Below are 11,649 nucleotides of genomic sequence, written 5' to 3'. Positions count from 1 at the left end.
GGCGGCGGAGTACCCCGACGCAGCCCACCCCATCCACCAGGCCGTCCTGGCCCATCGCCAGTGGTTCCTGGAGACCGACCCCACGTTGCAGGCCCGCGTCGGCGACCAGCTCCACGCTGTCGGGGTCGGGCGGCGGCAGCAGGGTGGCGGAGCCGTCGGTGACGGGGACGACGCCGAGCTCCAGCAGTTCGGCCATGGCGGCGCTGCCCGCGAGGTCACGGACCTGGAGTTGGTAGCGGGCGGTGGTGCGGTAGGCGCCGCCGGCGTCGTCTCCGGTGCGCTGGAGGAAGCCGGAGTCGGTGAGGAAGGCGACGGCCTTGCCAATGATGCCGGTGGTGGATCCGGCGAGCCGGCGGGCGTCCTTGGTGGCGCCGGTGGCGCTGCGGCGGGCGTAGATCCGCCAGCCGGCTTCGAGTCCGGGGGCGTCGCTGGCCGGGTCGGTGTTGTCGCCCTGCTCCTCGGCGCGCTCCTCCAGCCGCCGGCAGGCCTGGCGTACGAAGGCGTCGACGCCGTTGACCGTGATGCGGCCGATGTACGCGTCGTCGGCGAGGTCCTCGGGGCGGGGGAAGGCGAGGGCGGCGACGGCGAGCTGGGCGAGGTGCAGCAGGAAGCGGTCGGCGGAGTCGGAGGAGGCGCGGCGGGCGTAGTCGCCCATGCGGACGGCGAAGACGGAGTCCTCGCCGGCGGTCACGGCCATCCCGGCGCGCGGGGAGACCTCCAGGACGATGAGGCCGAGGCCGGTGGCGACGGCGTCGGCGAGCCGGGCGAAGGCGCTCTCCTCCCGGTAGCGCCGCAGGAGGTCGGCGTATTCGGCGTCGCGGGCGGGCAGCAGCTTGGGCTGGAGCCCGAAGGAGACCTGGCGGGCGGCGTCGGCGACGTCGGCCGGGGTGAGGGGTGTCTGTCCGGCGGGCTCGGCGGGGTGCGGAGAGCCGGTGTGCGGAGAGCTGTGCGGGGAGTCGGCCGCGTACGTCGTGGAGGGAGCCCCGTACGTCGTGGAGAGGCCGGTGTGCGCGGAGGGCTCGGTCCACGCGTCGGGGTGCTCGGCGTCGTGGTCGCTCACGGCTGGGACTCCTCGGTACGGAAGTGGCGCGGGTGCGCGGGGCGGGCGGGGCCGACCGCGGCGGGAGAGGCGGCGGAGGGCACGGGGCCGGTCATGGTGGAGGGCGTGGGGCCGGTCATGACGCCTCCTTGCGGTCGGCGGCCATGCCGACCGCGTCCAGCAACGCGGTGCCCACGATGAGGTCGGCGCCGCCGAACTCCGGGTCGTCCAGCTCCGCACCGTCGTCCACGGCGAACAGCAGGCGCCGCTCACCCTGGCGGTAGGCGGTGCCGACCGGCGGGCTGGCGGCGTGGACGGCGAGCAGCGCGACCAGGTACGGCAGGTCGGTGTCGCCGGTGCGGCGGGCCTCGGTGAGCAGTCCGGAGAGACGGCGCGGGGCGTCGTGCTCCAGGTCGAGCAGGGTCATGGCGCGGGCGAGCTGCTCCTCGCTGAACCGGCTGTCGTCCGGGGTGGCGATCAGGTCGGGCTCGGGCATCTCCGCACCGAGGTGCTCACGCTCCAGCGGCGGGGTGAGCAGCAGGTCGACCAGGTCCCCGACCCGTACGGCGGTGGGGGTGCGCAGTCCGGTGCCGTGGGCGAAGAACGCGTCGGTGGCCCGGGTGGACTGCTCGACGGGGAGCGGGAGGAGCGGCGCGAGGAGCTGCCCGTACAGATCGAGGCCCGCGTGGGGGGCGGGCGGTGCGAAGGCCTGGCGGTCCTGTTCGGCGCGGAAGAGCGGGCCCGCTTCCAGCAGCCGGGACTGGAGCTGGGTGTGGCGGCGGATGCAGTCCTTCACGATGTCGACGAGCTCGGCGGCCCGGCGCTTGTGCTCGGGGTCCTCGGCCTCGTCGCGGGCCTTGCGGATGTTGGTGAGGATCGCGTTCTCGTGGCGGTAGCGGTCGGCCACGTGGTCGAGGGCCTCGGCGATCATGTCCGGGACGGTGTGGAGCCAGTCGACGGCGCGGACGTTGCGCCGGGTGGCCTCCAGGGTCCGGCGCAGGGTCTCGGCGTACTGCACGGTGCGGTAGCGGGCCTGTTCGGCGGCGAGCTGGGCATCAGCGAGGCGGCCCCGGCTGATCAGGACCTCAAGCTTCACCTCGGCTGCGATCTGGGCGCTGGTGACATCGGTGTCCAGCGCGCCGACGAGGACGTTGACCGCTTCGTCGGTGGCGCGGAGGTAGACCGTGCCGCCGTAGCCGGGGACCTCCTCGATGAGCTTGAAGTCGTAGTCGCGGCGGACGTAGACCCCGTCGGGATTGAAGGTGCCGTAGACCGCGCGGAAGCCCCGGTCGACGCTGCCGACGTTGATCAGGTTCTCCAGGACCCAGCGGGCGACCCGTTCGTGCTCGGCGACGGGGCGGTCGGGGGCCTGGGCGCCGACGCGGGGCAGCAACCTGGCCACTATCTGGTCGTGGTCGGCCCCGGTGTCGAAGTCCATGTTGAGCGTGACGTGGTCGATCGCGGCGAGGGCGACCTCCGCCATGGCGTACACCGTGTACTCGCCGGCCAGATTCGCCTTGCGGACGTCCAGGTCGTGCAGCGGCGCGGTGCACGCGAGCGCGCGCAGCCGCCGCGAGAGCCCCTCGTCGGCGGCGGGGCCCGGGGCAGGCCGCGGCCCCGCGCTGAGCTGCGGCGAGGCGGTGGCCGGGTAGGCAGGCGAAGTCACGTGGGACAGATTAGGTCCTCGCACTGACAACGGTCGAAACGGCGTTTATGCGACCGGTCCCGGCGGCGTGCACGCGACCGGTGCGGTCGGCGCTCAGGCGGCCGGTGTAAGGCGTGGGGACAACCGGTTCCGTACGAGGGCTACGACCGCGCCGGGCCGTATCCCCCTCCGCCCGGTGTGCGCACCACGAGCACGTCCCCGGCCTCCAGTTCGGCGGTGTCGCAGCCCTTCAGCGGGACCGTTTCGCCGCCCGCCCGCTCGATGTGCTGCTCCCCGAGCGCGCCCGGCTCCCCGCCGCCCGCTCCGTACGGCGGGACGCGGCGGTGGCCGGAGAGCAGGGCGACGGTGACGGGTTCCAGGAAGCGGATGCGGCGCTCGACGCCGTCGCCGCCGTGCCATCGCCCGGCTCCCCCGCTGTCCTCCCGCACGGCGAAGGACTCCAGGCGGACCGGCAGCCGCCACTCCAGGATCTCGGGGTCGGTGAGCCGGGAGTTGGTCATATGGGTCTGTACGGCGTCGGCGCCGGCGAAGCCGTCCCCCGCGCCGGAGCCGCTGGCGATCGTCTCGTAGTACTGGACGTGGTCGTTGCCGAAAGTGAGGTTGTTCATGGTCCCCGAGCCCTCGGCCTGGCCGCCGATCGCCCCGTACAGCGCTCCGGTGACCGCCTGGGACGTCTCCACGTTGCCCGCGACGGTCGCGGCCGGGTAGGCGGGGTCGAGCATGCAGCCGGGCGGAATGGTCACGTCCAAGGGTTTGAGGCAGCCGCTGTTGAGCGGGATGTCCTCCCCGACCAGGGTACGGAAGACGTAGAGGACGGCGGCCATGACGACGGAGCGGGGCGCGTTGGCGTTGCCGGGCTGCTGGGGGGAGGTTCCGGTGAAGTCGAGGTGGGCGCTGCGGGCGTCCCGGTCCACGGTGAGGCGGACCTGGATCACGGCTCCGCCGTCGGTCTCGTAGCGGCAGTGGCCGTCGTGCAGTCCGGCGACGATACGGCGTACGGACTCCTCGGCGTTGTCCTGGACGTGCCCCATGTAGGCGTCCACGACGTCGGCGCCGAACTGGTCGGTCATGCGCAGCAGTTCGGCGATGCCCTTCTCGTTGGCGGCGATCTGGGCGCGCAGGTCGGCAAGGTTGGTGTCCGGGGAGCGGGAGGGGTACGGGGCCGAGGCGAGCAGGTCGCGGGTCTCCTCCTCGCGCAGCCGGCCGTCCCGGACGAGCAGCCAGTTGTCGAAGAGCACGCCCTCTTCATGGATCGTCCGGCTGAAGGCGGGCATGGAGCCGGGGGTGATGCCGCCGATCTCGGCGTGGTGACCGCGCGAGGCGACCAGGAACCGGAGCTTCCCCTCGTCGAACACCGGGGTCACCACGGTGACGTCGGGCAGGTGGGTGCCGCCGTGGTACGGGTCGTTGACCGCGTACACGTCGCCGGGCCGCAGGTCCCCCTCGTTGCGCCGCAGGACCTCCTTGATCGACTCCCCCATGGAGCCGAGGTGCACCGGGATGTGCGGGGCGTTGGCGATCAGGTTGCCCTCGGCGTCGAACAGGGCGCAGGAGAAGTCGAGGCGTTCCTTGATGTTGACCGAGTGGGCGGTGTTCTCCAGGCGGACGCCCATCTGCTCGGCGATGGACATGAAGAGGTTGTTGAAGACCTCCAGCATCACCGGGTCCACCCGGGTGCCGACGGCGGTGCGTTCGGGGCGGGGAGTGCTGCAGGTGAGGACGAGATGTCCGGTGGGTGCCGCTTCGGCCTGCCAGCCGGGGTCGACGACGGTGGTGGCGTCGTCCTCGGCGACGATCGCGGGGCCGGTGACGGTGTCGGCGGGGCGCAGGTCCGCCCTGCGGTACAGCGGGGCGTGCTGCCACCGCCCCTCGGCGTACAGGTCCACGGTGTCGGCCGGGGCCGGTGGGGCGGCGTGGAGGTCGGGGCCGGAGCCGGTGACGGGCGCGCTGCCGTCGGTCGCGTCGGCGGCCCCCGTGGCGTCCGTGGCCCCGATGGCTTCCACCGAGACCGTCTCGACGACAACCGGCTTGTCCATGGTGAAGCCGAACCGGGCCCGGTGGGCGGCCGCGAACGCCTCGGCCATGGCTCCTTCCGTGTCCAGGTCCACCGGCAGCGCCGCGTCCGTCCCGGCGTACCGCAGCAGGACGCGGGCCCGGGTGGTGATCGCGGAGTCGGGCACTCCGTCGGCGCGCAGGGCTGCGCGGGTACGGTCGCCCAGTTCCGCGCAGAGCCCCGCCACCCGCTCCCGGGCGGCCGCGTCGAGCTCCTCCTCCACCGACTGCTCGCGCATCGCGGTCGCGTCGGCCAGACCGATCCCGTACGCGGAGAGCACCCCGGCGAGCGGGGGTACGAGGACAGTGTCGATGCCCAGGGCGTCGGCGACCGCGCAGACGTGCTGGCCGCCCGCGCCGCCGAAGCCGGTGAGGGCGTAGCGGGTGACGTCGTGGCCGCGCTGCACGGAGATCTTCTTGACGGCGTTGGCCATGTTGAGCACGGCGATCTCCAGGAACCCCGCCGCCACCTCGGCCTCGTCCGGCCGCCGTCCGGTGGCGTCCCCCACCTCGTCGGCGAGTTCCGTGAACCGCTCGCGTACGTGACCGGCGTCGAGCGGGAGGTCGCCGTCCGCGCCGAAGACGGCCGGGAAGTGGGCGGGCTGGACGCGGCCGAGCATCACGTTGGCGTCGGTGACGGTGAGGGGGCCGCCCCGGCGGTAGCAGGCGGGGCCGGGGTCGGCGCCGGCCGAGTCGGGGCCGACGCGGTAGCGGCTGCCGTCGAAGTGCAGGGCGGAGCCGCCGCCGGCCGCGACGGTGTGGATGCTCATCATCGGGGCCCGCATCCGGACCCCGGCGACCTGGGTTCCCAGCTCGCGTTCGAACTCCCCGGCGTAGTGCGACACATCGGTGGAGGTGCCGCCCATGTCGAAGCCGATGACCCGGTCGTGGCCGGCCTGCTGCGAGGTGCGGACCATGCCGACGACGCCTCCGGCCGGTCCGGAGAGCACGGCGTCCTTGCCGCGGAAGCGGGCGGCTTCGCGCAGGCCGCCGTTGGACTGGAGGAACATCAGCCGGATCCCGTCGAGGCGGGCGGCGACCTCGTCGACGTACCGGCCGAGGACGGGTGAGAGGTAGGCGTCGACGACCGTGGTGTCGCCCCGGGGGACGAGCCTGATCAGCGGGGAGACCTCGTGGGAGCTGCTGACCTGAGTGAAGCCCGCCTGCCGGGCCGCCTCGGCGACGGCCCGTTCATGGGCGGGGTGGCGGTAGCCGTGCATCAGGACGACGGCGGCGCTGCGCAGGCCCTCGGCGTGGGCGGCACGCAACTGTTCGCGTACGAGGTCGAGTTCGAGAGGCCGTACGGTGCGGCCTTCGGCGTCGATGCGTTCGGGGACCTCGATCACGCGCTCGTGGACGGTCTCGGGCAGGACGATGTGCCGGTCGAAGAGGCGGGGCCGGTTCTGGTACGCGATCCGCAGCGCGTCCCGGAAGCCCTCGGTGATCAGCAGGACGGTCGGCTCGCCGCGCCGCTCCAGCAGGGCGTTGGTGGCGACGGTGGTGCCCATGCGGACGGCGGCGACCCGGTCGGCGGGCACCGGTTCGTCCGCCCCCAGGCCGAGGAGCAGGCGGATTCCGGCGACGGCCGCGTCGTCGTAGCGGCCGGGGGCGTGGGAGAGGAGCTTGCGGGTGGTCAGCCGGCCGTCGGGGCGGCGGCCGACGATGTCGGTGAAGGTGCCGCCGCGGTCGATCCAGAACTCCCAGCGTCCGGTCATGGCGCCATTCTGTGCCCGCGGCCACGAGCTCGCAGGGGCGAAGGTCCCGGCGGGGCACTCAGCCCGCGAAGAGCGCGGCCAGCCGGGGCAGCCGCCTGCGGTTCGCCTCGTCGTCCTCGGCGTCCCAGCTCTCGCCCGCCGGTTCGGCCGGGCGTATCCGCTCGCGCAGGGCGGCCTCCACCGCAACGTGGAGCGAGTCGGTCTCACCGCGGACGCGCCGGTAGGCCTCGTCCACCGGCGCGCTCAGCGACTCGTATCCGATCCAGCCGCGCTCGCCTCGGCTCATCCGGACCACCACCGGCACGTCGGCCAGGGAGTCGGGGTCGGCCACCGCCCGGCTGAAGGCCTCCCGCCCGAGCAGGGCCAGCCCGTCGCGGAAGTCCATGAAGCCGTCGTCCCCGCAGCCGCCCTCGATGAGGTAGGCGGCGTTCCACAGGGGCCACCGATAGGCGGAATCGGCCACCGTGACCGCCGTGACGGCGAACGCCGCTATCCGGTCCGGCTCCAGGGTGGCGAGCACGTCCGCCAACGCCGCCGGCAGCGGATCGTCGGGCGCGTCCCGGTCGTCCGCCCGGTCGCCGACGACGTCACGAGCCCGTTCGACGAGCCCCCACCACTCGTTGCTGTCCATGGTGAAAAGCCTAGGAGGAGGGTCTGACAACGACCCTCCTCCGGCATCCTTGAGCTCTGGCCTCAGACAGCCGACGCGTCCGGCCCGATCCGGCTGCGTACCGCCGTCTGGACCTCGGCCTCCTCGGCCGGGTCCGCGGCGAGGCGGCGCAGGCGTTCGGCGACGCGGATGTCGCCGGTCTCGGCGTGCAGGGCGGCCACCTCGCGGGTGGTCTCCTCACAGTCCCAGAGGCACTCCACCGCGAACCCGGTCGCGAAGGACGGGTCGGTGGCGGCCAGGGCGCGGGCGGCCCTGCCCCGCAGGTGCGAGGAGGACGTCTCGCGGTAGACGTGGCGCAGGACGGGGGCGGCGCAGGCGATGCCGAGGCGGCCGGCTCCGTCGACGAGGGTCCACAGCCGGGGGGCGTCGGGGCCGTCGCCGCGTACGGCCTCCCGGAGCGCGCCGAGGACTTGGGGAGCGTCCTGGGCGGCGCCTCGGCAGGCGAGCACTCCGGCGGCGGAGGCTCCGAGGGCGTCGGGGCGGTGGGCCCAGCGCCTGGCCCGCTCGACGGCGGCGGCGCCGGTCATCCGCTCGAAGGCGGCGATGGCCGTGTCGGCGACGGCACGGGAGGGGCTGACGGCGGCGGCCTCGATGAGGTCGAGGACGACGGGTTCGCCCGCCTCCGCGAGGTAGTGCAGGGCGGCGCAGCGGGCGCCTTCGGGGCCGCTGCGGGCGGCCTCGACGATCTGGGGGAGGTCGTCGGGTCCGGCGACGGCGGTGAGGCAGCGGGCCGCGGGGACGTGCAGTTCGCTGCCGCGTTCCAGGGCCTGCTGGGCCCAGTCGAAGACGGCCTGGACGCTCCAGCCGGGGCGGGGGCCCCCGGGGCGCATCTGGCGCTGCCATCGGTCGAACGACCCCTGTTCACCGGCGGCCCGGACGCGGGCGCCGACCGCTTCGCGCGGGTCGTCGGCCCACAGGCGCCAGGGGCGCGGCTCGAAGGAGTCGCGTACGGCGGCGGCGAGGTCGGCCGCGCCCTGGTCGGTGGCCGGGAAGCGGGCGAGGACGGGGAGCGCGAGGGAGTGCAGGCCGGCGTCGTCTTCGCGCAGGGCCAGCTCGTCCAGGGCCCAGGTCCAGTTGGCGCCGGTCGTCGCGTAGCGGCGGAGCAGGGCCAGGGCGTCGTCGCGTCCGTAGGAGGCGAGGTGGCCGAGGACGGAGAGCGCCAGACCGGTGCGGGAGTCGTCGGTGTCGACGTGGTCGTCGGGATCGGCGAGGTGCCGCTCGATCTCCTCGATACCGCCGTCGAGGTCGAGGTAGAGGCGCGCGTAGTAGAGGGAGCGGTTCTCCACCTGCCAGTCGTGGCGGGGGTCGCTCACGACGCAGTGGTTGAGGGCCGCGAGGGCCTCGGGGCGCGGTGCGGCGAGCGCGTGGAGCGTGCCGTCGCCGCGGCCCCTCTGCAGCAGACCGAGCAGGGTGCCGCTCGGCGCTATGAACGGATCGAACATGGGAGAAAGCCTCACATCAAGCTGTCGACGCAACCGGGACTGTGCAGTGCCCCGTGCCTCTCGGCACGTGGGGGTGTCCGGGGGACACCGCTACGCCGCGCAGTGACATGATCGGCCGACCGCCGTCTTTCGCCTGGTGTAGAGCATCTTCCTGCCTCTCGTCGGTGGCCCTGAGCGGGCCCGCGACGTCATGATGACCCAGCCATTTCGCCACCGCGACCACATTTACGACGGACCGGTCAGCGGAGCCCACGGCGGACGCGCTCAGGGGAGCGTCCGCCGGCGCCTCACCGCGCACCGAAGCGTTCCAGCAGGTCGGACTTGCCGAACATCCGGGCCGTGTCCAGCGCGGACGGTGTTCCGGCGGCCGGGTCGGCGCCGGCGGCGAGCAGCGCGTCGATGACGGCGTCCTCGCCCTTGAAGACGGCTCCGGCCAGCGGGGTCTGGCCGCGGTCGTTGACCCGGTCCGGGTCGGCCTCGCGGGCGACGAGGGCGGCGACCGTGACGGCGTGCCCGTGGTAGGCGGCGAGCATGAGCAGCGTGTCGCCCCGGTCGTTGGTGAGGTTGGCGGGGACTCCGGCCTCGACGTACGCGGTGAGGGCCTCGGTGTCGCCGGAGCGGGCCAGGTCGAAGACCTTGGTCGCCAGCTCGACCACCTCGGGATCGGGGGTTTCGCTCATCGGGACGGACCGCCTTCCTTGACTGCTGCCGCGGCTGCTCACCGCCGCGGTTGACCTCGTGGGGAGTACGACACGGGGCCGTACGAGTGAATCGACAGGGTACTGCTCCCGGGCCGACATGACCCGGTCCGGATACGGCAAGGGATCACCGCGGCTGATCCCTGCCCGGCACGGACCGGGTGATGCCGCTTCCCGGGAGCCGACTTCTGTGGGCCGGTCAAGTGAAAGCGCGGGATATTCACTCGATTGCACCTTTTGTCGTATAGATACTTCCCGTGATCCTGGAAGGACTCATGGTGACTGTCCCCTTCAACCAGGAGAGAACCGCTCATGATCCTTTCCATCTCGGGCGTGGTACTGCTCGCCATCATCGTCTTCCTGTTCTTCAAGAAGGACGGGCTCAAGGCCTCCCACGCCATCGTCTGCGCCCTGTTCGGCTTCTACCTGGCCGGCACCGCCATCGCACCGAGCATCACGGCGGGCGGGGCGAGCCTCGCCGGCCTGCTGGGCGGGATCAAGTTCTGACGCTCCGCAACCGCTCCCACCCCTTCAGGAGACCGACGTGGCCCGGCGACCACTCCCCCGCATTCTGAGTAGCGGCAGCGCTTCGATCACTCGCAGCAGAGAGATCGCGCGCACGGCCGCCGACAGTGCCACCGATGTCCTCCATCCGCTGATCACGGTGGTCCGCGGGCTGCGGCTGCTGGCCGTCTCCGGCCGGCAGAAGTGGGTCGCGACGCCCAAGGAACGGCGTGGTCCCAAGCTGTTCCTCGCCGCGGCCTGCGTGCTGGTGGTGGCGCTCGTCCCCTACGGGCCGATCCTGGCCCTGATCACGGTGATGGGCGCTGCCGCCTGGAAGGGGCGGGAGCGGACCCCCGTACGGACCGGGCCCGACGAGTCGGAGACCGCACGCCTGCGGTCGCTGTACGAGGCGCTCGTGCCGTACTTCTCCACGGCCGACGACCCCGATCCGCTGTTCGCCCACGGCGGCGACTGGGCGAAGGCCTTCGAGGGTTACGCCTTCGACCAGGACGGGCGGCTCACCCGCCTGCACATCTCCTATCCGGCGTACTTCACGGACGGCGAGGCCGCCGCCCGCTCCCGGATCGAGCAGCTGCTCCACACCAAGTCCGGCCGGGGCCGCGAGTACCACTTCGGCTGGGACGAGGAGGCCAACCGCCTCGTCATGACCGTGCTGGACGCGCTCCCCACGACGATCGCCGCCCAGCGCTTCGTCACCGCCCCCGGCGAGACGGTCCTCGGCTTCACCGACCCGGACGCCGTCTCGCGCACCGTCCCCGTGCGCGACGGCGACGACACGGTGGACGCCTCGCCCGTCGTCTGGCGGACCGGCGGCCGCTCCACCGAACCGCACCTGCTGGCCGTCGGACAGCCCGGCGGCGGCACCACGACCCTGATCCGCTCGATCGCCCTCCAGGCCCTCCAGCACGGCGACGTGATCATCGTCGACGGCGGCGGAGCCGGTGAGTACGGCGCTCTCACCGGGCGTCCCGGCGTCCTCGCGGTGGAGTCCGGTCTCGGCGGGGCGCTGGCCACGCTGGAGTGGGCGGCGCACGAGACGGAGCGCCGGCTGATCACCGCCAACCTGGCCCGCCAGACCGGCCGCCCGGCGCCGGACGACATCCGCCGCCCGCTGTGGATCCTGCTGGACCGCCCGGGCGTGCTGGGCCATCTCGCGGCGGCCGACGGCGGGCCCGACCCGCAGGAGCTGCTCCGGATCCCCCTGCGGCACGGCCGGGCGGCCCAGGTCACCGTCGTGCTGGCCGAGCAGTTCGACGCGCTGGACACCCTCACGGAGGCCGTGCTGACCCACACCCGCGCCCGGGCTGTCCTCGGGCCGGCCTCCGGCGAGCAGATCGAGGCCCTCCTCGGCGCCGCCCCGCACACCACTCCGCCGCCCGAGGTCCCCCCGGGCCGCGGCTACGTCCGCCTGGGCACGGGTCCGGTCCTGCGGCTCCAGGTGCCCGCCACCCCGGATCCGTACGACGACGCCACGAGCGACGCGCACCGGCAGGCGGTGCTCGACCTGCTGCCCGGCCGGGGCGAGCCGATGGAGGCCGCCCCCGCGCGGGAGCCCGCCGGAGAGGGCCCGGCGACGGAACAGGTCCCCGTGGCCGTGGAAACGTCGGCCGGTCCGGCCGAGGCTGTTCCGGTGGAGGCGATGGTCGCCGAGGCCCGGCCGTCCGAGCCGCTGGCGAAGGCGCAGCCGGCGGGCGCCGAGAGCTGAGCGGGCGCACGCGAACAGCACGGCGGGGGGGGGGGGGGGGGGGGGGGGGGGGGGGGGGGGGGGGGGCGCCGGCGCGCCGGCCGGGCCCCGCCGGGGCGGGGCGCGCGGCCCCGGCGCGGGGCGGCGCCCCGCCGCCC

Annotated in this window: 9 protein-coding genes; 2 read left to right on the top strand and 7 right to left on the bottom strand. The window is 73.8% G+C overall.

Features of this window, described 5'->3' with window-relative positions; all coding sequences use genetic code 11:
- The 7 genes from JS521_RS25090 to JS521_RS25065 all read right to left on the bottom strand — a co-directional run.
- A partial coding sequence (locus tag JS521_RS25090; protein ID WP_307847949.1) for a hypothetical protein occupies positions 1–1,060 on the bottom strand: 1,060 nt, incomplete at its 3' end.
- Positions 1,057–1,179, bottom strand: coding sequence for a hypothetical protein (locus tag JS521_RS37255; RefSeq protein ID WP_275564216.1), 123 nt, complete (start codon positions 1,177–1,179; stop codon positions 1,057–1,059). The genes JS521_RS37255 and JS521_RS25090, both read right to left, overlap by 4 nt.
- A complete protein-coding gene (locus JS521_RS25085; RefSeq protein WP_205085204.1) occupies positions 1,176–2,705 on the bottom strand; it encodes a hypothetical protein in 1,530 nt (509 codons plus the stop codon). Before JS521_RS25085 ends, JS521_RS37255 begins: the two co-directional genes overlap by 4 nt.
- Positions 2,706–2,845: 140 nt before the next feature.
- A complete protein-coding gene (locus JS521_RS25080; RefSeq protein WP_205085203.1) occupies positions 2,846–6,472 on the bottom strand; it encodes a hydantoinase B/oxoprolinase family protein in 3,627 nt (1,208 codons plus the stop codon).
- A gap of 58 nt (positions 6,473–6,530) precedes the next feature.
- Positions 6,531–7,103, bottom strand: a complete 573-nt coding sequence (locus JS521_RS25075) for a DUF4240 domain-containing protein (protein ID WP_205085202.1) — start codon at positions 7,101–7,103, stop codon at positions 6,531–6,533.
- Positions 7,104–7,165: 62 nt separating this feature from the next.
- The gene (locus JS521_RS25070; protein ID WP_205085201.1) at positions 7,166–8,584 is read right to left on the bottom strand and encodes a HEAT repeat domain-containing protein; all 1,419 of its coding nucleotides are present in this window, start codon (positions 8,582–8,584) and stop codon (positions 7,166–7,168) included.
- Between the two features lie 287 nt (positions 8,585–8,871).
- A complete protein-coding gene (locus tag JS521_RS25065; RefSeq protein WP_205085200.1) occupies positions 8,872–9,264 on the bottom strand; it encodes an ankyrin repeat domain-containing protein in 393 nt (130 codons plus the stop codon).
- 330 nt (positions 9,265–9,594) lie between these two features.
- Between JS521_RS25065 and JS521_RS25060 the strand changes: the two genes are divergently transcribed.
- Together JS521_RS25060 and JS521_RS25055 are read left to right on the top strand one after the other, a co-directional pair.
- Complete coding sequence (locus JS521_RS25060) at positions 9,595–9,789, top strand: hypothetical protein (RefSeq protein ID WP_006123109.1); 195 nt, start codon at positions 9,595–9,597, stop codon at positions 9,787–9,789.
- 37 nt (positions 9,790–9,826) lie between these two features.
- Positions 9,827–11,512: a putative type IV secretion/conjugal transfer ATPase gene (locus tag JS521_RS25055; protein ID WP_205085199.1), complete on the top strand. Its 1,686-nt coding sequence runs from the start codon at positions 9,827–9,829 to the stop codon at positions 11,510–11,512.
- The last annotated feature ends 137 nt before the right edge of the window (positions 11,513–11,649 follow it).

Origin of the sequence: Streptomyces durocortorensis (assembly GCF_016901035.1) — a bacterium.
Taxonomy (GTDB): Bacteria; Actinomycetota; Actinomycetes; order Streptomycetales; family Streptomycetaceae; genus Streptomyces; species Streptomyces durocortorensis.
The sequence above is the reverse complement of the archived record's forward strand: the minus strand, read 5'-3'. Positions and strand labels throughout refer to the sequence as shown.